The sequence below is a fragment of the Pedobacter sp. V48 genome (assembly GCF_000523515.1).
Taxonomy (GTDB): Bacteria; Bacteroidota; Bacteroidia; order Sphingobacteriales; family Sphingobacteriaceae; genus Pedobacter.
The window spans coordinates 1-25,735 of record NZ_AWRU01000017.1 but is presented as its reverse complement, the minus strand read 5'-3'; the positions used below and the strand labels follow the sequence as shown (position 1 = coordinate 25,735).

Below are 25,735 nucleotides of genomic sequence, written 5' to 3'. Positions count from 1 at the left end.
AAGTTCAACGCTGAAATTTGACGAAAATGGTAAACCTTTCCACATCCAGCAGGCAGAACAGATCAGGTTGTATAAGGAAGCCTGGAACAAAGCCGGGCATCAGCGCGAGCCAAGAGTTTCAGTAAGCCGTTCAATCTTTGCACTGGTAAACGATCAGGACAGGTATTATTTCGGACAACAGGGAAAAGGATCGGATAGCTTTGGTTATATTGAAGCTGATAAACGAGCAGTCTTCGGTAAGAGCTATGCAGCCGAACCTGATCAGCTCATCAAAGAACTGGCTATAGACGAAGCGATACAAGAAGCGGATACGCTGCTACTAACCATACCGAACACATTGGGAGTTGATTATAATATCCATGTATTGTCTGCTATCCTGAAGCATGTTGCCCCGGCACTAGGTTGGCGATGAAACGTCATCTCCTTTGGTTAACCAAAGGAGATGACGGGGATATTAAGCCGGAATTTTATCTTTTTTCTCTCGTACCCAGAAGCGGTGCTGGGCAATCGCATTAATAAAAGCATCCGGTTTAAGATCTGTCAACAAGCCTGCTTTTGCATCGGCATCACCACCTTTTAATTTTGCACCAACATAACTTTGGTTGATCAACTCAATACCTTTACCAGTGGTTGCAATGGCTTTACAATGTCTATAGGCCTCATTTATAAAATGAATAGCATCTGGTTCAGATAGTAAGGCTTTAATACTTTTTTCTCCGCCAGGCACATATACTGCATCGAACACCACAGAAGTTCCCGTTAAGAAGCTCATGTCAATTTTGATTTCCTTACTCGCAGAATCTTTAAGGGTACCATTTTTAGGTGCAACAACCTTAACAACAGCGCCTGCAGCAAGAAGTGCTTTTTTCATATTTCCAAAATCTGAGGCGTCAACACCATCAGCAGCCAGGAAAGCAATTTGTCTGGTCTTAATGTTGTCTTTTGATGTATTTGCCATACTCAGAGCCGAAGATTTTTCAATTTCTGATTTTACTTCTGTCGGTTTATAATCTGCCGGATTGGCATCTGCTCCAAGATTATGGTTAATCGGTTCTATTGGTTTCCCTGCTTTTAATCCCAAACTCTCTGCAACGGCATTGGCAAGAGGTGTGCTTACCTGCGTTAAAAGGTTTACCATGCGCTGGCGGATTTCTACGCTTTCAACTTTACCTAGCTCAAATTTAAATGCATCGGTGATGTGGTTTTGCTCTGGTTCCGACTGACTGTTATAGAATAACGTCGCCTGACTAAAGAAATCCATAAAGCTTTTACTCCGTGCTCTTACTTTATGTGCATCAATACGTTCTTCATAAGATGAAAATCCACCCTCAGCTATTTTGGCCTGTGCGGGACTGCCATCGGCAATAGAATTTGGATGATAACTGCTCTTTCCTCTGTTGATCTGCTGACGCATATGTCCATCTCGCTGATTGTTGTGTACCGCATTGACAGAACGGTTAATTGGAATTTCGTGGAAATTAGGGCTTCCTAAACGGGACAATTGCGTATCAGTATATGAGAATAAACGGCCCTGCAATAAAGGGTCATTAGTGAAATCTATGCCCGGAACCAAGTGACCGGGGTGGAAGGCAACCTGTTCAACTTCGGCAAAGAAATTATCAGGATTGCGGTCTAATACCATTTTACCAATCCTTTGTACAGGAACTAGCTCTTCCGGAATTAGCTTGGTTGGATCCAGCAAATCAAAACCAAACTTATGCTCATCTTCCTGCGGCACAATCTGAACACCAAATTCCCATTCGGGAAAAGCGCCGCTTTCAATGGCATCATGTAAATCCCGGCGGTGAAAATCAGGATCCTTACCAGATATTTTTAAAGCCTCATCCCAGGCAACTGAATGTACGCCTAGAAGGGGCTTCCAATGAAATTTCACAAAAAAAGATTTTCCTTTGGTATTAATAAAACGAAAAGTATGCACACCAAAGCCCTCTATCATCCGCAGACTCCTGGGGATTGCCCGGTCTGACATGGCCCACATAATCGTATGCATAGATTCAGGAGTGAGGGAGATAAAGTCCCAAAAAGAATCGTGAGCGCTAGCCGCTTGCGGTATTTCATTATCAGGTTCAGGTTTAACAGAATGGATAAGATCAGGAAATTTTATTGCGTCCTGGATAAAGAACACCGGGACATTGTTGCCAACCAAATCATAATTACCTTCCTCTGTGTAAAACTTAACAGAGAATCCCCGAATATCTCTTGCCAGATCTGTAGAACCTCTAAATCCTGCAACGGTAGAAAACCGTACAAATACTGGGGTTTTAACCGATGGATTTTGTAGAAAGCCTGCCTTGGTGTATTCAGCCATAGATTTATAAACCTGGAAATAGCCATGCGCTCCGGAACCGCGAGCGTGTACTATCCTTTCTGGAATTCGTTCATGATCAAAATGCGTGATTTTCTCTCTCAGGATAAAATCTTCCAGTAATGATGGTCCGCGATCTCCGGCTTTCAAAGAATTTGTGTCATCGTTAATTTTAAGGCCTTGGTTGGTTGTCATGAACTCACCCTGATCAGAAGTGGTATCCAGTTTTTTCTTTTTCATACTCTTATTGATTTATAGATAGGTGTTGTTTTAAAAGCAAGACTCCCTGTTCATTTCCTTGTTGTAAAGCAATTTCTAATGCATCYATGCCACGATTATCAGTAATCGTTATATCTGCACCATGTTTCAATAGTAATTGAGTTAGTTCATTGCGCCCAAACATAATGGCAAACATAAGGGCCGTTCCTCCATTCCCGTTCAGTGCATTGAGATTGATATGGGGATGAGTGAGAAGAAGTTCTGCTATATCTGGATAGCCTTTAAAACACACGCCCATTAATGCTGTATTGCCACTCGTATCTGCACCGTTAACATCGGCTCCTGAATTTAGGAGCAATTGGGCTGCAGCAAGTTGATGATTATAAGAAGCGATAATCAAGGGTGTATAACCCTTATCATCCCGAACTTCAAGGTCTGTTTTTTGATCTATTATTTCTTGTAATAGTGGCAAATCGCCAGTTCTTGAAGCGTGAATTAAGGCTGATGTGATAGGATCCATGATAGTAGAACAACATCAATGGAGAATTGTTTAGTAGACAGGAGCTGAGAACAGGATTATATTTAAATATAGTGGGGAAACAGTTGAAGTGAAGATTGTGGCTGAGCGTTGCCCCTACAATAATACTACAGTCGTTTGTTAAGGTGTTGTTTTTTAGCTTATTGCATTGATTGGTGGTTGATGTGCCCTGTGAAGGGAAGAAAAATATGCTAATTTTGAGAATGCCATGAAGCAATTTTGCCGATGCATTTAAAACTCCTCTCTAAGAAATGATAAAACGCTTGAAATTTGTTAGCGCAAGTTTAGTACTGCTTTTTGTATCTGTTTTTACCATACAGGCGCAACCTGCAATTCATGTTAATCAGGTCGCCTTTGATTTATCAGGACCAAAGCAAGCCCTTGTTAGTTTAGAGAGTAGTTTTTCAGAATTAAAAAAGTTCACATTGATTAATGCTGCTGATCAAAAGATCAACTTCAGTGCTACGCTTATACCTTCCGGATCTGTTGAGGAATGGTTTCCGCACCGTCAATTTTATACTGTAGATTTTTCCTCATTTAATAAACCCGGAAAATATAAAATCGATGTGATGTTTAAAGGAAAGCATTATACTTCGGCCAGTTTTGATATTGCCGAACAGGCACTTGCTGTTAATACCTTACCCAGCATTCTTAACTATTATAAAAAGCAACGGGCCAATACTCCTCAGGAAATAGAGGCCGATAAAAAGATGCTGCTTTATGGCAGTGATAAAAGGGTGGATGTGCATGGAGGCTGGGGTGATGCATCCGGAGATATCAGCAAATACTTTTCTCATTTGGCATATGCAAATTTTATGTCGCCACAGCAAATCCCTTTGGTTACCTGGTCGATGGTGAACGCAACAGAGAAAATCCCTGGACTACTGGATCGGCTAAAAATCAGAGAAGACCTGCAAACAGAAGCCTTATGGGGTGCTGATTATATGATGCGTTCTTTATCTGACGAGGGATACTTTTACATGACTGTATTTAGCTACTTTAAGCCAGATGCAAGTGCGCGAAGAATTGTAGGGCTGGAAGCAAATAGCGTTACTACGGCAGACTATCAATGTGCATTCAGAGAAGGAGGAGGCATGGCAATTGCTTCATTAGCCCGCATTTCTACATGGGGTAAGAATGGTGATTATCAAGCCAAAGAATACCTGAAAGCTGCAGAAAGAGCGTATGCACATTTGGTGGTAAATAATTTGAAATATGCCGACGATGGGAAAGAGAACATCATTGATGATTATTGTGCATTAATGGCTGCTACCGAATTGTGGGGAGCCACAGATAGTGCCTATTACAGAGATGAAGCACGCAAAAGGGCCGCAAATTTAAGGTCCAGAATAACCGACAAGGGATATTTTATAGCAGATGATAAGGATAGACCATTTTGGCATGCTGCCGATGCGGGATTGCCGGTAGTTGCTTTGGTTCGTTACCTTGATATGGAAAAGGAAGCGGGTTACAGAACACAGACCCTCGCTGTAGTTAAGAAAGCTATTGATGGCAATTTAAAGGTTACCAAATCTGTTAATAATCCATTTGGATATGCACGCCAGTATTTTAAAGTTAATAATAAAGTGCAGGAAGGTTTTTTTATACCTCATGAAAATGAAACAGGCTGGTGGTGGCAGGGAGAAAATGCAAGACTAGGTTCTTTGGCCACTGCATCATTACTTGGTGGCCGACTCGTTTATCCTGAAAAAAGTGGCTGGGGCGTAAGAAAAGATATTGAACTTTATGTTGAGCAGCAACTTTCATGGATTTTGGGCAGCAATCCTTATTCCATGTGTTTTATGTATGGTTTTGGAGAAAAAAATGTACCCTATATGGCTGCCTTGTTTGGTCATGGGTCCCAAAAGGGAGGGATTTCCAATGGCATCACAGGAAAAGATGGAAATGCTGATGGCAGTGGTATAGATTTTAAAACAGAAGCAGGTGGAAATGAATGGCGCTGGACAGAACAATGGTTACCTCATGCAGCATGGTTTTTACAAGCATTAACCGCAATAGAAACCGCACATGAGCCTGAAATTGAGCAGCCAGTATTTAGGGTTTTGGCTTTGGCCGAGAATGGAGGGCATCATATCGCTTTTACTAAAGCGGTTCGCTCCTGGTTAGATGAATTTGCAAAAAAGAATCATTTTGCAATTGATTATGTTGACAATACTGAGAAAATTGATGATGCTTTTTTGAAGCGGTATAAGCTTGTTATTCAGCTGGATTATCCTCCTTACRYMWRRMARYSRRRWKYWKCYWAGGCCTTTGAAGATTACATCGATAATGGAAAGGGTGGATGGTTGGGATTTCATCATGCTACCTTACTAGGCGAGTTTGATGGGTATCCAATGTGGAATTGGTTTTCCGATTTCATGGGTAATATAAGGTTCCAGAACTATATCGCAGATTTCGCCTCCGCTAATGTGAAGATAGAAGATAAAACCCATCCAGTAATGAAAGGAGTACCACCATCATTTAAAGTGGATAAAGAAGAATGGTATACTTACAATAAAAGCCCAAGGCCAAATGTACACGTTCTCGCCAAGGTAGATGAAACCAGTTATCAGCCAGATTCTAAAATAAAAATGGGTGACCATCCTGTAGTATGGGTAAATACCAAAGTTAAGGCAAGGAATGTCTATATTTTTATGGGGCACTCGCCAGACTTGCTTCTTAACAGTAATTGGAAGAGAATGGTAAGTAATGCGATATTATGGACAGCAGGCCAAGGTAATTAGTGTAATAGTAGTGATGGAATAGATTTTCTTTTCTATTTTTACGAAAGACTAAGTATTTATATGCCAATAACAAAGAGATTTGTACCCATACTTTTATTATTTATATGTTGTTGTCAATTTGCTTTTTCTCAAAATAAATTTACGATTAGCGGTATAGTTACCGATTCCGGCACCGGTGAAACATTAATAGGTGCCAGCGTTAAACTTACCGGTTCAACAACCATTGGTGCCGGAACTAATGCATACGGATTTTACTCTTTAAGTGCAACAGAAGGAATTTATGAGCTTTCAATAAGTTTTATTGGCTATAAAACGCTTAAACAATCCATTACAATTTCACGGAACATCAGGCAAAATTTTGTTCTTTCAGAAGATAATCAGTTAAACGAGGTGGTTATTTCCGCTGAAAAGGAAAATGATAATGTGAGCAGCCCGCAAATGGGCCTTCAGAGAATCAATATCCGAGAAATCAATAATGTACCTGTTCTGCTTGGAGAGCGCGATGTGCTTAAAACGTTGCAATTGCTGCCCGGAATTAAATCGGCAGGAGAGGGCAATAGTGGATTTTATGTTAGAGGTGGATCTAGTGATCAGAACTTAATACTATTGGATGAAGCCCCGGTGTATAATGCGTCGCACTTGCTTGGATTCTTTTCTACTTTCAATTCTGATGCGATTAAAGATGTAAGCGTTTATAAGGGAGGAATGCCTGCACAATATGGCGGCAGATTGGCTTCAGTATTGGATATTAAGATGAACGATGGAAACCGTAAAGATTATACCGCAGAAGGCGGTATAGGTTTGATCTCATCGAGATTAAAAGTTGAAGGACCAATTGTTAAGGATAAAGGTTCATTTATGATCAGCGCGCGTAGAACTTACCTTGACGCCTTTTTAGCGTTGTCGCCAGATAGTTCGATAAATGGGAATACGCTTTATTTTTATGATGTAAATGCCAAAGCCAATTATCAGTTAAATGATAAAAATACCCTATACTTATCAGGTTACTTTGGACGCGATAAACTTGGTATTTCAGAAGCTTTTGGGTTTAATTGGGGTAATGCTACGTTTACCCTACGCTGGAACCATTTATATAGCGACAGATTGTTTTCAAATACTTCCCTGATCTATAGCAACTATAACTATGTAATTCAGAATTTTATGGAAGACAACGATTTTCAAGTTAACTCTTCTATTAAAGATTTTAATTTAAAACAGGACTTTGAATATAGTTTAAGTAGTAGTCATAGTTTAAAGTTTGGYSYRAWCKYMRYTYACCATACCATTGCTCCGGGCAAACTTACGGCAAGTGAGTCGTCGAGTGTAAATGCAACTAATTACGAAAACCGGAAAGGACTGGAGCTTGCAGCTTACTTATCTGATGAATGGGCTGTTAGCGATAAGATGAATCTGGTTTACGGACTTAGGTTAAGTGGGTTCTCTTTATTAGGGCCAGGGAACTTTAAAACATACGACGCAGAAGGAAATACCACTAGGACAACGTCGTATCAAGCAGGAGAGGTGGTTGAAAATTATTCTAATCTTGAACCAAGAATTTCTGCAAGCTATCAGCTAACCCCCTCAAGCTCTTTAAAAACTGCCTACACCAGGAATATTCAAAATATCCATCTGATGTCTAATTCTACATCAACTTCTCCAACTGATCTTTATATTATGAACAGCAACAATGTTAAACCCGAAATTGCTGATCAGGTTGCCGCAGGGTATTTCAGGAACTTTAGCGACAATAACTATGAATTTTCGGCAGAGTTGTACTATAAATGGATGCAAAATCAGATAGAATATAGAAGTGGAACTGACCTTAGAGGGAATGGGAATGTTGAGGCTGATTTGCTGTATGGGGATGGCAGGGCTTATGGTATTGAACTTTTTCTAAAGAAAAGATTTGGCAAGATTAATGGATGGATTGGTTATACATGGTCCAGAACACAACGCCAATTTGATGCTATAAATGAAGGGAAATGGTTTTATGCTAAGCAAGACAGGACCCATGATTTATCGCTTGTTGGGATTTACAAGGCAGGGGCAAGGTGGACCTTCTCTTCTGTTTTTGTTTATAATACCGGAAATGCAGTTACTTATCCGAGCGGTAAGTATCAGATAAATGGACGCACAGCATTTTATTACACAGAAAAAAATGGCTACCGTACACCTGCTTATCATCGCTTGGATCTTTCTGCTACACTTGAGGGAAAGCCGGGGAGGAAGCTTCAGTCGAGCTGGTCATTTGGTATTTATAACGTATACAATCGCCATAATGCATTTTCAATTGATTTTAAAGATAATCCTGATGATGTTTCTACAACACAGGTAGTGCGTACAACTTTGTTTGGTATAATTCCTTCAGTAACGTGGAATTTCAAATTTTAATCGGATGAAAAAGAGAGATATACTTGGGATTTTAGGGGTTTTAGCTGCGTTATTTATATTGGTTGGGTGCGAAAAGGTGATCGATTTGAAGCTCGAGAATGCAGCACCACAACTGGTGATATACGGAGGCCTGAGTGATAAAGTTGAGAACCATTTGATAATGATTTCAAAAACATATGATTTTACTGATCCTAACAGATTTAATTCGGTTTCGGGCGCAAAAGTGATTGTGAGAAATGAAGATGGAAATACTATGGAGTATGTTGAGGTATCAAAAGGTGTGTATCAGAGTCCTAAATTTAGAGGGCAGTCGGGTAAGAAATACACATTAGACGTTACTTATGAAGGTAAAAATTATACAGCCAACTCTACTATGCCAGTTAAAGTTCCACTTGATTCATTGACTTTTAAGGATTTTAGTTTTTTTGGAGAAAAGAATACTTATGTTGCGGCTAATTATAATGATCCAAAAGACATTCAAAATCAATACCGATATATTTTAACTGTAAAAGGTAAGATAGAGGAGGATGCAGTAAGTGAGGACCGGTTTGATGATGGTAATAAAGCCGCAAATGTGATATTTTATGACCTGAATGATCTGGTTCGTGGAGATACCATTGAGGTTGAATTTCAATGCATTGATAGAAATGTTTACAAGTACTTTTATAGTTTAGGTCAAAATTCAGGTGGAGGAGGTCCACCGGTAGCACCAGCTAATCCACCTTCTAATTTTAATAACAAAGCCCTGGGTGTGTTTAGTGCATATTCTACAAGTAAAAAAACCGTTGTAATTAAATAATATAAACTTTGAGTTTAATCTGGAAATTGTATTATATTGCGCTGACAGCCAATTTATGAATCCCAATTTAGTCTCGAATGGCCATAGAATTAAGTCAAAGTAAATCCTCAATTGAGGAGGAGCGAATAAAAGCCTTACACAGGTATGAAATTCTGGATACGCCACCTGATGGTTCTTTTGATAAGCTAACCAGATTAGCCGCAAAACTATTTAATGTACCAATAGCTATTATTAGTATAGTAGATAAAGATAGAATCTGGTTCAAATCAAAGTATGGTACAGATATTAAAGAGGTAAGCCGTGAAGTTGGCCTTTGTGCCAATGCAGTGCTTTCTGACGGTTTATACACCGTAGAAGATACTTTGATGACCCTGGGTGATGTAGACTTGCGGTTCTATGCAGCGCTTCCACTAAAAACGATAGATAATTATAACCTTGGCGCTTTCTGCATTATTGACATTGAACCAAGAGAATTTGGTCCGGAAGAAGAATCCATTTTAAGCGATTTAAGGGATTTGGTTATGGATCAGATCGAACTTAAGCTTGCATCAAGGCTTGCAGCTATACAACATAATCAAATCTTAAATACTACTGCACATGATTTGAAAAACCCATTAACTACCATACCTGTACGTGCTGATTTAATAAAACTAAAAAAGGGTGATCCGGAAATGGTAGACAAAATGTGTGAGCAGATCAAAACGGCCAGCTTAAATATGGTTCGTATTATTGATGAATTGCTGCTTTCCGGTACTGCAGAGGCAGGTAAAGTACAGTTGCTACTTATTAAGCTGAATTTATCTTCTCTGGTTAGCAATGTGGTTTCTATGAATCTCCCACTTGCAGAAAGAAAGGATCAGACTTTAAGCTTTATCGCTCAAGACGATGTGATATTGTTAGGCGATGAGGGTAAATTGTCCGAGATATTGGATAATCTGATTAATAATGCAATCAAGTATTCTCCGGCAAACACAAATATAGAAGTGCGAGTTAAGAAATTAACAGGTAAGGTGCATATAGAGGTAAAGGATGAGGGACAAGGGCTTACTGATGATGATAAGAATAGGCTCTACCAACGTTTTACCAGATTAAGTGCACAGCCTACAGGTGGAGAAAATTCAACTGGTTTAGGCCTTTCTATAGTAAGGGTATTGGTAGAGGCACATGGAGGCCGCATCTGGGCCGAAAGTGATGGGCATGATAAAGGCTCAACATTCATCGTCGAATTGCTCCTGCAAGATTAAAAACAGGCGATAGACCAGCTGCGTTCCCAGTTCCCTTTTGGAGCTAGCGCTACAATCCCTTCTTTATCTTTAAGGTCCTGATTGTGGTTTATTCCATCGGCAATACCACACCACGGCTCCAGGCATACAAAGTCTGCATCCTTAGCAGCCCAGATCCCAAAAAACGGAAAATTCTTAAAAGTAAAATGTAAACCATGTAGGTCTTTATGGTTCTTAATTGATATACAGTCACTTTTAAGGGTTTTAAATACGAGTGCATCCTTATAGAAAAGCTGATGAGTAAGGGTTAAGGAGTGGTTGTTCAGCTGTATTACTTCGGTTTCTTCATCAATCAAATCACCATTAATTTTATAATAAACAAGGCTTTCATCTTTATTGAATTCTAAAAAGTAGTCGTTGTAGCTTATCTGTTCATTTGTTGGTACTGCAAAGGCCGGATGTCCGCCTACAGAAAAGAGGAGTTCTTTATTCCCTGGATTTAAAACAATATAAGAGCAGGATAAACTTGCATCAGTAATTTTATAGTGAAGCTTTAGCGTAAAATCAAATGGGTAAACCTTTAGAGTTTCTTCGTTTTGAACAAGCGTAAACACTGCCTCTGTGTTACTGATCTGTTCCGCTTCAAATTGATTGTCTCTTGCAAAACCATGTCTTGGAAGTGTATATTCTTTACCTTCAAACAGATAAGTGTTATTTTTTATGGCACCTACTATAGGAAAAAGTACAGGGCTAAACTTACCCCAATAATCCGGATTGCCATTCCATAAGTAGTCCCTGCCTGTTTCTTTACCTGCTAGGCTTTGTAGTTCTGCACCTTTGGTTGTTAAAGATGCTTTTATATGTTCGTTTTCTAGAAAAATCATAGATGCTTTTATAACTACTAAAGTAAATAAAGTTGGATAATAGTTTGTTTGTAAAAAGTTATATTTGTTTTAACTACAAGCGATGCGTCTCAAAGAAAAACTAATAGTGTTTATTGCGTGGCTGTCGGGCAAACCCAAAGTAATTGGGTTGTGCGTGTTCTTTTTTTTGCTATTGCTGATAGGTTTGTTGGTGATTCAGAGATATCAGATAATTAAGGAAGGCAGACGTCTGGAGATGGCCAATGTACTGAATGTGGTTAAACAGAATGTTCAATTGGTGTTGAATAATGGTTCAGCTGCTACTTTAACGCTTGCAATGACCTTAAATGATAGAGGCATCCCAAAGAATTTCGATGCTGTTGCGGCTAGATTAATAGCATCCAACCCGGACTATAAGGCGTTAGAATTATTGCCTAAGGGTATTATAAAGTACCTCTATCCAAAGAAAGGCAATGAACCGGCATTAAATTTCGATCTTTTTAAAAAATCTGAAGAATCAAGGTTAATGGCTGACAAATCGATAGCCTCAAAAATGATGTATTATGCCGGCCCTTATGAATTACAGCAAGGAGGAATGGGGATCGTAGGGCGATTACCGATATACCGGGAAAATAGGTTCTGGGGTTTTTCTGCTGTAGTTATTAAGCAAGATGCATTCTTTAATAGTATTGGTGTTTACAATAATAAAAACAATAACTTTTACTTTCAATTTTCAAATGTTGATATAGCTACTGGAAAAGAGGATTTTTTTTTAAAAGGCGACAGGGACTTTCTTGGTCAAGATCATCAATCTACATCTTTTGCCGGTACCAATTGGAAGCTTTATGTTATTAACGCCGATAATGGAATAATCCCTTTTCAATTGTTATATCCTTTGCTTTTTGGTATTGGCCTGGCTATTTTATCTAGTTTGCTGGTTGTTCAGGTAGTTAAAAAAACTACTGAGTTACAGAACCTGGTTGATAGTCAGAAATTAAAACTAATAAATACCGAAACAAAGTTTAAAACGATATTTGATCAGGCAGCTATTGGTATAGCTTTAGTAACCCCAACTGATGGCAGGTTTTTACAGGTGAACAAGAAATTATGTGATATACTGGGATATATGGAATCTGAATTGCTGAATTTAAGTTTTCAGAACATTACCCTTCCAAATCCTCTAAATGGAGCGAGTGATCATACTAAACGCTTAGATAATGGCCTTGTTAAAGAATATAGAGTTCAAAAAAAGTATCTGCATAAAGAAGGTTATGTAAAGTGGTGTAATATTGTGGAGACTCCATTGTGGAATGATGATGGGGAACCAACCAGTCACATCGTAATTATAGAGGATGTTACTGATCGAAAAGCTGCAGAGAAGATTGTTCTTGATTCTCAGTTGAGAATTGAATCTTTAATAAATACTATTGATGGTATCGTTTGGGAGGCAGATCCTAATACCTTTGAATTTACATTTATTAGTAAAAAGGTTGAAGATATTTTAGGTTATTCGGTTGAGGAATGGTTGTCGTCTCCAACTTTTTGGGCTGATCACATTCACCCTGACGATAAGGCTTGGGCTATCGAATATTGTACTGTTTCTACCAGGAAAAATATTCAGCACGACTTTGAGTATAGAATGGTTGCTAAAGATGGAACAATAGTATGGCTCAGAGATATTGTCAATGTCATCTCTGAGAATAACAATCCTATTTTGTTAAGAGGTATAATGATTGACGTAGGAGAGAATAAACAGGCCCAGGATGCATTAAATCATTCATTTAACCTGGTTACAGAGCAAAATAAAAGACTCTTGAACTTTTCGTACATCGTTTCCCATAACTTAAGGTCACATACTTCGAATATTCAGGCCATTACCAATTTAATAGGGCAAACCAGTTCCGAGGAGGAAAGGATTGAGCTGATTGAAGTACTTAAAACTGTATCAGGCCTGTTAAACGAAACCATGCTCAATTTGAATAAAGTAGTTAGTATCCAAACCAGCATAGATGTAATAAAAGAACGGCTAAGTTTGAGTAACTACATTAATAAAACCATTGAAATATTGAATGATCAGATCGTTTTAACAAATGCTCTTGTTAAAAATAACGTTCCTAAGGATGTTATTGTGAATTATAATCCTGCATATCTGGAGAGTATTTTGTTGAATTTTATCTTTAATTCGATCAGATATAGTCATCCTGATAGGAATCCGGTTGTTGAATTGGATTCCTTTATCGAGGATTCTCAAACTGTATTACAGATTTCTGATAACGGAATCGGAATAGACCTGGAGAAGCATGGTGAAGAACTTTATGGATTATATAAGACCTTTAATAAAAAACCCGACTCGAAGGGAGTAGGGCTTTTTATTACAAAGAATCAGATTGACGCCATGGGTGGCAAAGTAACAGTAAGTAGTGTTATAAATGAGGGAACTACTTTTAAGATATATTTTAAATAGCGCCTTTGCGCCGTATTATTCTTTTTTTGTTTCTGCTGCTGCGGCTTCTGCTTTTGCTTTCTTCTTAAAGAAGCCCCTTAGAAGAAAATTATGCTGTAATGCTTCCAGATTTTCGTCTAGCTTTTTGCTGCTGGTTTMYNTGYTWWNNATRATYNGAWKWNTACMKNGCWSNGYARWMTYMNTKATNCAWNNARCAWKNAMACCARCWGCAWWRWNCTNGWCKRWRWTMWKKWWSSMKAWGMTYKRWWSAGSKTYKYNGTARGTGTGGCAGCTGAACTTGCCGTCTTCTGTAATTCGTTTACAGAGGCCTGAAGCTTGGCGAAAACAGCAGTATCAGTAAGCAGCTTGTCGGCCAAACCACCTTTTGTATTTAATGTTTTTGAGAATTTATCCAATTCTGCTGCCATCTTGTTTGCCGATGCTGTAGTGTTCTTTAAGTTTACTACTATAGCCTTAAAATCAGTAGCGATCTGTTCATCGGTAAGTAGTGCGCCTGCAGTTCCTTTTCCTTCAACAAGGCTTTTGGCAAGAATCTTAAAATCAGAAGTTACCTCTACCAGGTTTTTGTTGTTTACCTGGAATGTTTTCATGATGTCGTCTGTAGATAAGGTGGTATTCACTCTCAGCCTGTCTCCATCCTCTACAAATGGGAACTTTGGCGTTCCACCTGTAATTACAATGATCTTATTTCCAATTAACCCATCGGAGCTAATGCTGGCAGATGCATCTTTGTGAATGTACTTATGTGCTTCTTCTTCAATATTAAGGAAAACCTGTACCTGTGAAGTTCCAAAAAATTGGATCTTTTTTATTGTGCCTATTTTTACTCCGGAAAACCATACGTTATTACCGGTTTTAAGTCCTTGAATATCGTTGAAAACAACATCAACAGTAAAGCTCTTTACGAATGCTTTTTTCTGGCTTCCTAATGTAAAAACCCCTAAAATAAATATTGCTATGCCCAGGAGAATAAACGCTCCAACTATAATCTTACGGCGTGTGTCTGTTGCCTGCATAATTTCTATTGAATAAAATTGTAATCGTAAAATGGTTTTACCCGTTCGTCATTTGTATTAAATACGTCTTCGAAAGTACCCTGACGCTCAAATTTACCATCCAATAACATGGCTACTCTGTTGCCCACAGCTTTTGCACAGGTTAAATCATGGGTAATAATGATTGAACTGGTGTGAAAGCGTTCCTGTACCTCATTAATCAGGCTATTGATTTCCAAACAGGTTATCGGATCAAGTCCGGCTGTAGGTTCATCATAAAGCATAATTTCAGGTCGTAAGATCAATGTTCTGGCAATGCCTATCCTTTTTCTTTGCCCACCTGATAATTCTGAAGGCATCTGATTGATGGTATGGAGCAGTCCAACAGCATCAAGCATCTCTTCAACCGCACTGGTGATTTCTCCCTTTGTTAACTTTTTCTGATTTCTGATTAAAGGGAAAACAAGGTTTTCTCTAACGGTCATACTATCATATAATGCACTGTTTTGGAATGAAAACCCTACTTTTAATCTTAAAGCAAGCAGTTCTCTATAGGTAATCTGATCAACATGCTGGTTAAGTACCCTAACATCCCCACGGTCTGGGGTTAATAAGCCCACCACAATTTTTATCAATACAGATTTACCCGTACCGGATTTTCCAAGCACAACCAGGTTTTCGCGCTTATAAAGTTCTAAGTCTACTCCTCTTAGTACATGGTAATTGCCAAATGACTTATACAGGCCATTAATTTCTATTACTTTTTCTTGTTCAAMSMWSKKCYKWTYTTMKYTSRWAGTWTMRRMAWYMARTCCNNTSAANAWWYCWRRWAACYNNACWNARRSTACTKNCMTCAAYAANTNTAMKRWACMTAYYMNTWACCWYWKMYNAMYKSKMKGSTTKNNAYSWWSSCSTYMWRTTCNNCWWKYGAWGRNTNMTRSMYNTGKTWNGYAAMNTACYATWCCWRTWRTAAAWCCNNNTRTTACRGMKYWAATAGNNNATGCKNNGKAANGTMTMRRMARSYAATCGATTCAAGCGACGATTGAAAGAATGCCTTTGCGCTTGTGCCTTCGCTTAGAGAAACATTTAATAATGCCCCCAGCATTCCAACCATAGCGGTATAAAAGGTAAGAATAGGAATAGTAATTGTTGATGCCAGTACCCTTGTGGTTACCAGAAATTTGAATGGATTGGTTGCCGATACTTCCATAGCATCTATTTGCTCTGTAACCCTCATGGAGCCCAGTTCGGCACCAATACTTGATCCTACCTTTCCGGCTGCTATAAGAGAAGTTAGTAATGGCGCTAGTGTTCTTAACAGCGCAATACCTACCAATGATGGAAGCCATGAAGTGGCGCCAAATTCAGCAAGCGATGGTCTGGATTGTTTTGTAAATACTATACCTGTAATAAATCCGGTTAAAGAGATCAAGGCTAAAGAACGATAGCCAATGTCATAGCACTGTTTCATTAGTTCTTTTCCTTCATAAGGAGGCAAGAAGCCTTCTTTAAAGAAGCGTCCAATAAACTGAAAAACGTCGTAAAGCGTTATAAACGTCCTGGATAATTTACCAGGAGTTTTTACTTCGTCATTTAAGGTTTCCTGGCTCTCAGCTTTTTTCTCCATGTATATGCCTTAATATCTTATTATTCGATTTAGAGTGTTATTGTTATCGGGTTTTTTGATAGCGATCACACACCATCAAATTATGAGCCATAATTGTGCAAAACTAATATTCAGAAGCACAATAAAATGTATGCTATCTTCTTTTTTACATGATTTTTGGCAAATATGCAGTATTTTTTGGGTGTTTTTGTCTTGTAAATGTCCCAATTATATAAACGATATACAGGTCAAAAAGGTTTTAAAAAAAGGGATCATATTGCGATGATCCCCTTTTTATATTATTTGCCTCCCGGAGGGCAATTTCTTTGCAAGAATTCGGTGTAAGTAAGCGCAAGGTGTTCAGATGTGCCTTCACCTTCATTAATACTATGGGTCCTGTTAGGGTACGACATCAATTGAAATACCTTTCTATTCTTGATCAGTTCATTGATCAGCATCTCTGCATTTTGATAATGCACATTATCGTCACCGGTTCCATGTACATATAAAAGCTTGCCCTGTAGGTTTTTTGCGTAAGTAATAGGAGAGCCTTTAACGTATGCCTCTTTAGTTTTTAATGGAGATCCCATATACCTTTCCTGATACACATTATCATAGGTTAACTGATTTCCTACTGCCGCAATGGCGATGCCGGTTTTGTATATTTCTGGATACTGGAACATTAGGTTTAAGGTTGATGAGCCGCCACCGCTCCATCCCCAAACAGCCACTCTGTTTTTATCAACAAATGGCCATTCCATTATTTTTTTTGCAGCCATAGCCTGGTCGCGAATATTTAAAGTGCCTATTTTTTGGAAGACACTTTTACGCCATTCCCTGCCTTTTGGAGCAGGGGCGCCTCTGTTTTCAACAGAAATATAGATGTAGCCATCTTTAGGCATGTCGCCAGCATAAAGCCAGTTGCGTCCAGCGCCATAAGTATCGGTTACAGTTTGCGAAGCAGGCTCACCGTAAACATAAAATACAACCGGATATTTTTTTGTCTGGTCAAAATTGTCAGGTTTCTTCATCCAGCCATCCAATTCAATTCCATCTTCAGTAGTTACTTTAAAGAATTCCACTTTGTTCTTTGGCGGTCTCATTCGTCCAAGCTGATTGGTAATACTACCTTCCATAGTCAATGGGTTTAAGGTGGTAAGTTTCATCCATTCGGTAATTGGAGGTACTGATGCATTTTGGTAAGTATGGCGCGCAAATACTCCATTTGGGGATATTTCGTAAGCATGACTACCTTTTAATATAGAAGGGGTAACCATTTCTGCTTTTCCACCACTAAGCTTGTTTTTAAATAAATATTTCTGGGTAGCATTTGTTGGAGAGGCAATAAAATAGATCTGGCCATTTTTCTCATCTATTAATGATTTTTCAATAACATCATAATTACCTTGTGTAATCAATGTATGCTTTTTACCATCTTTACTGATGCGGTAAAGGTGACGCCAGCCATCACTTTCGCTCATCCAAATAAACTCCTTACCTTCATTTATCCAGTCCCATCCCTGAGATACATCAATCCATGCTTTATCAGTTTCAGTATAGATATTTTTTACCTGACCAGAGCTTGCATCAGCAACAAATAGTTTACTTACATTTTGTTCTCTGTTTAATTGTTGTAAAATCAATTCATTACTAGATGGGATCCAGTCCATTCTTGGAATGTAATTTTGAATTTTATCGCCGGGCACTTCTAACCAGGTGGTTTTTGCTGAGGCAATATTAACGATACCGACTTTGCAAGAAGAAGGGTTTTCTCCAACTTTAGGATATTCTACAGGGATAGTGAAGGAATAAATAGAATCCGTATTGTCTATCATCAAAAAGTTTTTGATTTTAGTGGCATCTATTTGCCAATAGGCTATAGATTGACCATCCGGGCTCCATCTGAATCCATCTCTGCAATCAAATTCTTCTTCATATACCCAATCAAAAGTTCCGTTTATCAATCTTTCAGTACCATCAGTAGTTAAGGCCTTACTTGTTTTGCTCATTAAGTCATCAACATACAGGTTGTGCTTACTTACATAGGCAACCTTATTCCCGTCAGGAGAAAACTTAGCAAACATTAGCGAAGAGGCAGGTTTATCTTTTCCAACCTGACTAAGTTGGTTGGTTTTCAGGTCCGCTACAAAGTAATCTCCGCGTGTTTCGTAGCGCCAAACCTTTTTGCTATTCGTATAAAGTAAAACTTTTGTGCCATCTTCAGATATTTCAAAACTTTTGATCTCACCTAGTCCTGTATTACCGCTTGAATAAAGCAAGTTTCGGCTCACAATGGTTTTTCTTTCATTCAGAGGAAGACTTATGGATACAATTTCACCCTGGCTCACCTCGTAGTATGAATTGCCATCTTTTGACCATTTAATATCCTGAGCATTGGCTTTTCCAAGAAGTCCTAAAATTAAGACTAAAGCCAGTTTAAAAAAAATGTGTTTAAAGTTCATTTTTATAGTTCTATAAATTGCTGATAAACGTTTTGTAGGTATGATTTGGCACTGTTAAGGGTTTTTAAAGTAAGGTCTTTATCCTTAGGATTGCTGTTGTATAATATTGTCTTCCCTACATTGTCAAAAGTAACACATTGCTGGTTATCAATAAAGCCCATTCCATTATCCCAGCTAAAAAATGCAAAATGTTTTGCATAAGGGTTTAGGAGGTTCTTACTCCACACAAATTCCTTTGCACTGATATCTAACTGGCCAAGTATTGTGGCAGCTACATCAGCCTGACTTCCTACATCTTCAAATTTTTTGCCTTTATATTCGTCTTTAATCACCTCTCCATAAAATAATAGGGGTACATGATAGCGTTGAGGGACATAAATTTCGTGACTATTTTTAGGTAAAAGGTGACCATGGTCTGCAATAAAGACAAAGAGTGTATTTTTATACCAGCTTTCCTTTTTTGCATTGTTTAAATAAGCATTTATGCAGGAGTCGGTATAGTGTGCCGTGCTTTTAAATTTCGCAATGTTATCAGCCTGTCCAAACTTGTAATTGCCCGGAAGGGCATAAGGTTCGTGATTGGTTAGGGTAAGCAGGGTAGAGAAGAAAGGTTGTTTTTCCTTATTAAGGTCCTCAATCTGCCTCTCAAAAACCGCTTCATCAAATTGCCCCCATTTGGTTACTTTTCCACCTTTAAAATTATTTTTATCAATCAGCTTTTGGTAATTGTGACTTAAAATAAAGGCTTTATAATTATCGAATTCAGATTCCCCTCCATAAAAAAAAGAGGTTCGATAACCATTCTTAAAGAATGGCTGAGAGAGACCAGGGATCTTCTGCATTTTTTCAGGCCATTTTACTATGCTGCCTGCGGCAAGGGTAGGGAAGCCGGCTAAAGTGGCTACCAATCCTTTGTCAGTTCTGCTACCAGAAGAATAAATGTTACTAAAAAGCACTCCTTTGTGCATTAGTGTGTCAAAATTCGGCGTAATGCCATCTTCGTTGCCTAGTGTTTTGGTTAGATCTGCAGTAAAGCTTTCAATGATTACCAGAACTACATTTGGCCGTTTGGTGGTAAGTATATTAATGGTCGTGTCTTTTGCCTGAGTATAAAGTTCCTTAATATGTGCATCGGCTGTTTGCTTGCTTAAATAGTTATAAGGGTTATTCTTTGTCATGCGGGCCGCAAGCACACTCGACAAAAGGTTCCACTCTGTATTTACTGCAGCATGATTTAAAACCTGCTCTTTGGAGAAGTAGGCCATACTTTGATTGATTGGAGAACCGCCTAACCCTCCACGTATCAAAAGAAAATTTAAAAAAACCAATACAATAACAGCAATTCCCCGTAACCAGATCGGACTAGCTTTAAAATTAAGTTTCCTGAGTACAACCCATCGTTGCAGAATAAAACCTGTAACAACCAATAAGACAAATAAGGATAGTGTTAATCCGATAGGAGAAGATGCGCTTGATGCAAGGGCTTCGTTGGGCGTTGAAATGGCAAAACCAACAGCTTTTGCGTTTATCTTACTTCCCCATTCCCGGTAAATATTGAAATTTACAACAGAGATAATACTGAATAATACAATCAGGATTTTATTATAGATGGTAAGCCATTTTAATTCTACCACCTTTCGGCCATTTAAGAGCCAGTATATATAGCTGAAAAGCGGAATGACGAGTATGTACGCCGTCATCGACAGATCGAGCTTTAGGGCATGATAAAAACTTGCCATGATATCCGATACTGGAACCATGGCAAGTTTTTTGGAATTTATAATGATAAATGTAAGGCGGTCAACGAAAAAAAATAACAGCCAAAACAGAAAAAAACGTACAAAAAACAGGAAGCTTTTTAACATTTTACGCTATGTTATTGGCCACCACCTTGCATCGCTTTTAATTCTGCCATTGTTTTTTCTTCATAACCACTTGGTACAGTAAGGCTAAAAGGACCTACTTTTTCTTCTTTCAGACTTTTTAATGTTGCTACTGTTTTAAAACCATCCCTGATGTTGGTATATTTTACAGGAGTACCTTTTATCTGATCAAATCCTGGAGGGGTAGCACCTGGTGTAACTTTTAAATCGTTGGTAACCCAAACTTCGTAGTTAGCTCCATTGTTATCTTTATAGGTGTATTTTTCTGAATTAAAGCCTGCGATGGTTTGTTTTTCACCTGTCGCTTTAAAGTCGCTGAATACCAGATTTCCTGTTTGTTTATCTAGATCTTCTTTGGACATTTTAGAGGCATACTGTTTTTGGGCAACAGGAATATCTATAAGTACTAATGCAGTTCTGGCAGCTCCATCAGAAAATACCTTTATCATAGCAGGCCCCATATCCATTTCAACTTTAGATATATTGCCATTAAACTGAACTTTACTTTCGGAAGGAAGTACCGAAGGGTCTATAACCTTCTTTTGATCATCCGTTAATTGATATTCAATTCCAAAGGTTAATGTTCCCTGATCTACAATTTTTTGAGCTTTAGCAACAATGGCTGTACTGATCAAAATTACAGCTACAACACCGGTTTTAATTGATTTAAACATTTTCTTGTTTTTAGTTTTTTATGTATTAGTATAGTTTTATTATCATTTGTCACATTCAAAAGGCAATTACCATATAATTTTTTCTTTGTTAATGAAGGAGGCAACACCTTTTTTGAAATCTTCTGTATCTCTTACCCTGGCATTTATCTGAACGGCTAGCGACAAGCTTTTCTCCAATGACGGGTTTGTCGTTTGTCCGATTAGCTGCTTAGTTACCATTAACGAATTTGCTGAAGCTTCATTACACAAATTTAATGCAAAATCTTTCACTTTATGACTAATCTCTTCCTTGTTTGTTACAAATGTTATTAATCCATAATCCAGTGCTTCCTGTGCAGAAAAAAGGCTTCCAGTCAAAAGTATTTTTTTAGCAATAGTTTCACTTGTTTTGCGCAATAAAAAGCAGGATACAATGGCCGGAACAAAGCCAAGCTTTACTTCTGTGTAGCCAAAACTTGCTTCAGGAACAGAAAATGTAATGTCGCAAACTGTTGCAAGTCCACAGCCTCCGGCAATTGCATGCCCTTCTACCTGCGCAATAACAACCTTAGGCAAATAATAAATGGTGGTAAACAGTCGCTTTAGGTTCTCCGAATCGGCAAGATTCTCTTCGTAAGTATTTACCTGTAATTGCTGTAAATAAGCCAGATCGGCACCTGCACTAAAAACAGCGCCGTTAGCTTTTAAAACAATTACTTTAACCTCCTCCTCCTCTGAAGCTCTGATGAAAGCATCTGTTAGTTGCTGAACAAGATGTGGATTTAATGCATTGCGCTTCTCAGGACGATTRMTARSAATAGTTGCTATACGCTCAGTTACTGAATATAAAATCAGGGGTTCTGCCATGCTTTTTATGTTTTATTGCTTTCTAATTTCTTCAATCTAAAAAAAAGAAAACCAGAATAGAAATCGAAAGTCAATAAAGATAATGAGAAAAATGAAACGTAACATAATTGATAAACTTAAATGAAAATATGAGTTTCAACATGAAAATTAAATGGAAGATGTAAAGCATAATGGWATTAATCATATATTAATTTTTTTTNAATGCCAATGCATTAATTAGTAAAAAAGATTACACACAAACCAAATATTAAACAACCAATGTTTACGAACCTAAAAACAATTATTGTGGCTTATGCTTTATTTATGGGCATAACCATATCTGCATTCTCGCAGGAGAAAGATTTGAAATTATGGTATAAATCTCCGGCAGGAACTGTTTGGGAAGCTGCTCTGCCTATCGGAAACGGAAGACTAGCTGCTATGATTTATGGAAATACTGCGCACGAAAAGATCAGTTTAAATGAATCTACGGTATGGAGCGGAAGCCCAAATCGCAATGATAATCCTGATGCTTTGGGTGCTTTACCAGAAGTGAGAAAACTACTTTTCGAAGATAAATATTTGGAAGCCAATGCGCTTGCCGAAAAGACGATCCAGTCTAAAAAGAACAACGGAATGAAGTATCAGCCGGTAGGCGATTTAAACCTTGATTTTCCCGGACATGAAGACTTTTCGAACTACTACCGCGAGCTAAATCTAGCTGATGCCGTAGTTAAAAGTACTTACATAGTTAATGGAGTTACCTATACCCGAACCCTTTTTTCTTCTATACCAGATCAGGCAATTGTGATCAGGTTAACAGCGAGTAAGCCAGGAAGCATAACGTTTAATGCATCAATGGCAACTGAGCACAAGGGTGCGGTTAAAGCCATTAATACAAATGAAATACACTTGTCTGGAATAAGCAGCGACAGAGAGAACGTGCCAGGTAAGGTTAAATTTAATGCTATAGCAAAAGTTAAAAATGAAGGGGGACAACTTTCTTTATCAGATGACCACGTTATTGTTAAAGGAGCAAACAGTGTTACGATATATGTTTCTATTGCCACCAATTTTGTAAATTATAACGACATCACTGCTGATGAAAACAAACGTTCTGAAACCTATTTGAATGCTACGTTAAAGAAAAACTATCCTCAACTATTGAAGGATCATGTTGCCACTTATCAAAAATATTTTAACCGTGTAAAAATAGATCTGGGCAAAACAGATTCTATTAAGAATCCTACAGATGTTAGATTAAGAGACTTTGCAAATGGAAATGATCCTCAATTGGCAGCTATCTATTATCAATTCGGCCGTTATTTATTGATCTCTTCTTCTCAGCCAGGCGGGCAACCTGCAAACCTGCAGGGGATTTGGAACAATAAGATGGATCCGCCATGGGGAAGTAAATATACCATCAACATTAATACTGAAATGAATTACTGGCCAGCCGAAGGGACTAACCTGACCGAAATGCATAACCCACTGATCGAAATGGTAAAAGACCTTTCTCATACGGGGCGTGAAACCGCAAAGGTGATGTATGGTTCTAATGGCTGGGTAACACACCATAACACCGATCTTTGGCGAATAACCGGTCCGGTTGATGGTATTTATTCTGCAATGTGGCCTATGGGCGGAGCATGGTTAAGCCGACATGTTTGGGAAAAGTATTTGTATAACGGAGATAAAAAATATCTGGCCACAGTATATCCCGCACTAAAAGGTGCGGCAGAGTTTTATTTGGATTTCCTTGTAGAAGAACCAGTTCATAAATGGATGGTGGTATCGCCTTCTATGTCGCCAGAAAATGCTCCAAGAGCTCATAAAGGTAAATCTATAGCCGCTGGAGCTACTATGGATAACCAGCTTGTGTTTGATCTGTTCTCTAACACGATAAGAGCCGCCGAAGCATTAAATACGGATAAAGATCTTGTAGCAAAAATTAAAGCCATGCGCAATAGACTTGCACCAATGCAGGTAGGGCAGCATGGCCAACTGCAGGAATGGATGCAGGATCTGGATGATCCTAATGACAAACACAGGCACGTTTCTCACCTTTTTGGTTTGTATCCTGCAAATCAGATTTCTCCTTTACGAACTCCTGAATTGTTTGACGCAGCGCATACCTCATTAATCCAGAGGGGAGATGTTTCTACAGGATGGTCTATGGGATGGAAGGTAAACCTATGGGCCAGATTGCAGGATGGTAATCATGCCTATAAACTAATTAGAAACCAGCTTACGCCTACAGGATTAAATAAAGGTGGTGAAAACAGCGGCGGGGGAACTTACCCTAATTTGTTTGATGCGCATCCTCCTTTTCAGATAGATGGCAATTTTGGATGCACGGCAGGTATTACGGAAATGTTATTACAGGCTCATGATGGTTCTATCCAATTGCTTCCGGCAATGCCTGATGAATGGAAGGACGGAAGTATTAGCGGGTTAAGAGCTCCCGGAGGTTTTGAAATTGAGAACGTCACCTGGAAAAATGGAAAATTGAGCAAGGTTACCATTAAATCAAAACTTGGTGGTAATTGTCGCTTACGTGTTCCTAATGGGCTAAAAGGAAATTCGCTTAAACCAGCAAAAGGAGATAACCCAAATCAGTTTTATCAGATCGATAAAATAGCTACACCAGTTATATCGGCTAAGGCCAACCTGAATAAACCATCCATTAACGAAACCCTTCTTTATGATTTCGATACAGTTGTGGGTAAAACATATACTTTCACCAGCGAGTAATTTAAAAGATGAAAATGTTATTTAGTCTATTACTTGCACTTTGCTTTTATACTAACTTTAATGCGGTTACTAGAGTAGCCTGCATTGGAGCAAGTATAACTTATGGGGCAACAGTGGAAAACAGGGAGCAAAACTCCTTTCCTGCTCAGCTTCAAAGATATCTCGGAAGCAGTTATGCTGTAGAAAACTATGGTGTAAGTGGTTGTACGCTTCTGCGAAACGGGGATTCACCATATTACAAAACCAATGAGTATCAGAAAGCTTTAAAGAGTAATCCTGATATTGTGGTTATTGATCTTGGTGGAAATGATAGCAAATTGATTAACAGATCCAGATTAAATGAATATGAGCAGGATTACCATGCTATGGTTAAATCTTTTAAAGATTTGCCCTCCCATCCACGTATTATATTGCTGTTACCTGTAGTTTCTTTTGTAGCAGATACGGCAGGGATATGGGATCCTGTGATTGTAGAACAGATTATCCCAAAGATAATGAATGTGGCCACTGAGAATAAAGTGGGGGTTTTAGATATGCATGCTTTGTTGATAGACAAGCCTGAACTTATGCCAGATAAAATACATCCTAATGCAGAAGGGTCCAGAATTACGGCAAAACGTGTCTTTAGAAAGATCAAGTTTAATCAATAACACTTAATGAAAAATATACTATTTTTAAAAAAACAAATTAATTGTATATTTCCAAATACTTAATTTATCCTTTAAGATGATTTTGCTAACCAAATAACCATTATATTATGAACGAAAACATTAACAAGAGTGCCTTATTCAACGGGAGTTGCTTTGCCGTGATCACCACAGCTTTTATAATGTTTTTAGGCCCAAAAGTATGGTAAACCAACCCACCAATGATCATAGAGATCGGAAGAGCGTCGTGTAGGGAAAGAGTGTAGATCTCGGTGGTCGCCGTATCATTAAAAAAAAAAWMRYKTAMGTTTAATCCTTTAAT

General features: G+C 38.4%; 13 protein-coding genes and 5 pseudogenes. 8 read left to right on the top strand and 10 right to left on the bottom strand.

Annotated features, from left to right (window positions below):
* A pseudogene (locus N824_RS34330) lies at positions 1 to 412 on the top strand (LLM class flavin-dependent oxidoreductase); the annotation flags it as partial.
* A gap of 42 nt (positions 413 to 454) precedes the next feature.
* Here N824_RS34330 and N824_RS15950 read toward each other — a convergent pair.
* Both N824_RS15950 and N824_RS15945 read right to left on the bottom strand, forming a co-directional pair.
* On the bottom strand, positions 455 to 2,566 hold the full coding sequence (locus N824_RS15950; protein ID WP_048906155.1) for a catalase: 2,112 nt from the start codon (positions 2,564 to 2,566) through the stop codon (positions 455 to 457).
* Between the two features lie 4 nt (positions 2,567 to 2,570).
* Positions 2,571 to 3,065, bottom strand: coding sequence for an ankyrin repeat domain-containing protein (locus N824_RS15945; RefSeq protein ID WP_048906154.1), 495 nt, complete (start codon positions 3,063 to 3,065; stop codon positions 2,571 to 2,573).
* A 269-nt stretch (positions 3,066 to 3,334) separates the two neighbouring features.
* Between N824_RS15945 and N824_RS15940 the strand changes: the two are divergent.
* The 4 genes and pseudogenes from N824_RS15940 to N824_RS15925 all read left to right on the top strand — a co-directional run bounded on the left by N824_RS15940 (position 3,335) and on the right by N824_RS15925 (position 10,261).
* Positions 3,335 to 5,827: pseudogene (locus N824_RS15940) on the top strand (ThuA domain-containing protein).
* Between the two features lie 60 nt (positions 5,828 to 5,887).
* Positions 5,888 to 8,218, top strand: a pseudogene (locus N824_RS15935) (TonB-dependent receptor domain-containing protein).
* 4 nt (positions 8,219 to 8,222) lie between these two features.
* Positions 8,223 to 9,017 (top strand): DUF4249 domain-containing protein, encoded by a 795-nt coding sequence (locus N824_RS15930; protein ID WP_048906152.1) that lies wholly within the window; start codon positions 8,223 to 8,225, stop codon positions 9,015 to 9,017.
* Between the two features lie 77 nt (positions 9,018 to 9,094).
* A complete protein-coding gene (locus N824_RS15925) occupies positions 9,095 to 10,261 on the top strand; it encodes a sensor histidine kinase KdpD (protein WP_048906151.1) in 1,167 nt (388 codons plus the stop codon).
* Here N824_RS15925 and N824_RS15920 read toward each other — a convergent pair.
* A complete protein-coding gene (locus N824_RS15920; protein ID WP_048906150.1) occupies positions 10,258 to 11,124 on the bottom strand; it encodes an aldose 1-epimerase family protein in 867 nt (288 codons plus the stop codon). The genes N824_RS15925 and N824_RS15920 overlap by 4 nt on opposite strands.
* A gap of 82 nt (positions 11,125 to 11,206) precedes the next feature.
* On the opposite strand from N824_RS15920, the gene N824_RS15915 reads away from it, so the two are divergent.
* Positions 11,207 to 13,567: a PAS domain S-box protein gene (locus N824_RS15915; RefSeq protein WP_048906149.1), complete on the top strand. Its 2,361-nt coding sequence runs from the start codon at positions 11,207 to 11,209 to the stop codon at positions 13,565 to 13,567.
* A gap of 116 nt (positions 13,568 to 13,683) precedes the next feature.
* Here the strand turns inward: N824_RS15915 and N824_RS15910 are convergent.
* The 7 genes and pseudogenes from N824_RS15910 to N824_RS15875 form a co-directional block, all read right to left on the bottom strand.
* Positions 13,684 to 14,583 (bottom strand): annotated as a pseudogene (locus N824_RS15910) (MlaD family protein).
* A 5-nt stretch (positions 14,584 to 14,588) separates the two neighbouring features.
* A complete protein-coding gene (locus N824_RS15905; protein WP_235207149.1) occupies positions 14,589 to 15,320 on the bottom strand; it encodes an ABC transporter ATP-binding protein in 732 nt (243 codons plus the stop codon).
* 266 nt (positions 15,321 to 15,586) lie between these two features.
* Positions 15,587 to 16,189, bottom strand: a pseudogene (locus N824_RS15895) (MlaE family ABC transporter permease); the annotation flags it as partial.
* Between the two features lie 278 nt (positions 16,190 to 16,467).
* Positions 16,468 to 18,630: a S9 family peptidase gene (locus N824_RS15890; RefSeq protein ID WP_048906148.1), complete on the bottom strand. Its 2,163-nt coding sequence runs from the start codon at positions 18,628 to 18,630 to the stop codon at positions 16,468 to 16,470.
* A 2-nt stretch (positions 18,631 to 18,632) separates the two neighbouring features.
* Positions 18,633 to 20,390: an LTA synthase family protein gene (locus N824_RS15885; protein ID WP_235207147.1), complete on the bottom strand. Its 1,758-nt coding sequence runs from the start codon at positions 20,388 to 20,390 to the stop codon at positions 18,633 to 18,635.
* 116 nt (positions 20,391 to 20,506) lie between these two features.
* Complete coding sequence (locus N824_RS15880) at positions 20,507 to 21,187, bottom strand: hypothetical protein (RefSeq protein WP_048906146.1); 681 nt, start codon at positions 21,185 to 21,187, stop codon at positions 20,507 to 20,509.
* A 66-nt stretch (positions 21,188 to 21,253) separates the two neighbouring features.
* Entirely contained in the window at positions 21,254 to 22,033 is a 780-nt protein-coding gene (locus tag N824_RS15875) for an enoyl-CoA hydratase/isomerase family protein (protein ID WP_048906145.1), read from the bottom strand.
* Positions 22,034 to 22,291: 258 nt separating this feature from the next.
* On the opposite strand from N824_RS15875, the gene N824_RS15870 reads away from it, so the two are divergent.
* A complete protein-coding gene (locus N824_RS15870) occupies positions 22,292 to 24,766 on the top strand; it encodes a glycoside hydrolase N-terminal domain-containing protein (RefSeq protein WP_084498357.1) in 2,475 nt (824 codons plus the stop codon).
* Between the two features lie 14 nt (positions 24,767 to 24,780).
* Positions 24,781 to 25,416, top strand: a complete 636-nt coding sequence (locus N824_RS15865) for a GDSL-type esterase/lipase family protein (RefSeq protein ID WP_161662328.1) — start codon at positions 24,781 to 24,783, stop codon at positions 25,414 to 25,416.
* Positions 25,417 to 25,735 lie beyond the last annotated feature (319 nt).

What these genes read in the sequence shown, in the direction of transcription:
- N824_RS15920 (WP_048906150.1), bottom strand. Translation starts at nt 11,124, where the DNA reads ATGATTTTTCTAGAAAACGAACATATAAAAGCATCTTTAACAACCAAA.
- N824_RS15925 (WP_048906151.1), top strand. Translation starts at nt 9,095, where the DNA reads ATGGCCATAGAATTAAGTCAAAGTAAATCCTCAATTGAGGAGGAGCGA.
- N824_RS15950 (WP_048906155.1), bottom strand. Translation starts at nt 2,566, where the DNA reads ATGAAAAAGAAAAAACTGGATACCACTTCTGATCAGGGTGAGTTCATG.
- N824_RS15885 (WP_235207147.1), bottom strand. Translation starts at nt 20,390, where the DNA reads ATGGTTCCAGTATCGGATATCATGGCAAGTTTTTATCATGCCCTAAAG.
- N824_RS15915 (WP_048906149.1), top strand. Translation starts at nt 11,207, where the DNA reads ATGCGTCTCAAAGAAAAACTAATAGTGTTTATTGCGTGGCTGTCGGGC.
- N824_RS15865 (WP_161662328.1), top strand. Translation starts at nt 24,781, where the DNA reads ATGTTATTTAGTCTATTACTTGCACTTTGCTTTTATACTAACTTTAAT.
- N824_RS15930 (WP_048906152.1), top strand. Translation starts at nt 8,223, where the DNA reads ATGAAAAAGAGAGATATACTTGGGATTTTAGGGGTTTTAGCTGCGTTA.
- N824_RS15890 (WP_048906148.1), bottom strand. Translation starts at nt 18,630, where the DNA reads ATGAACTTTAAACACATTTTTTTTAAACTGGCTTTAGTCTTAATTTTA.
- N824_RS15870 (WP_084498357.1), top strand. Translation starts at nt 22,292, where the DNA reads ATGTTTACGAACCTAAAAACAATTATTGTGGCTTATGCTTTATTTATG.
- N824_RS15880 (WP_048906146.1), bottom strand. Translation starts at nt 21,187, where the DNA reads ATGTTTAAATCAATTAAAACCGGTGTTGTAGCTGTAATTTTGATCAGT.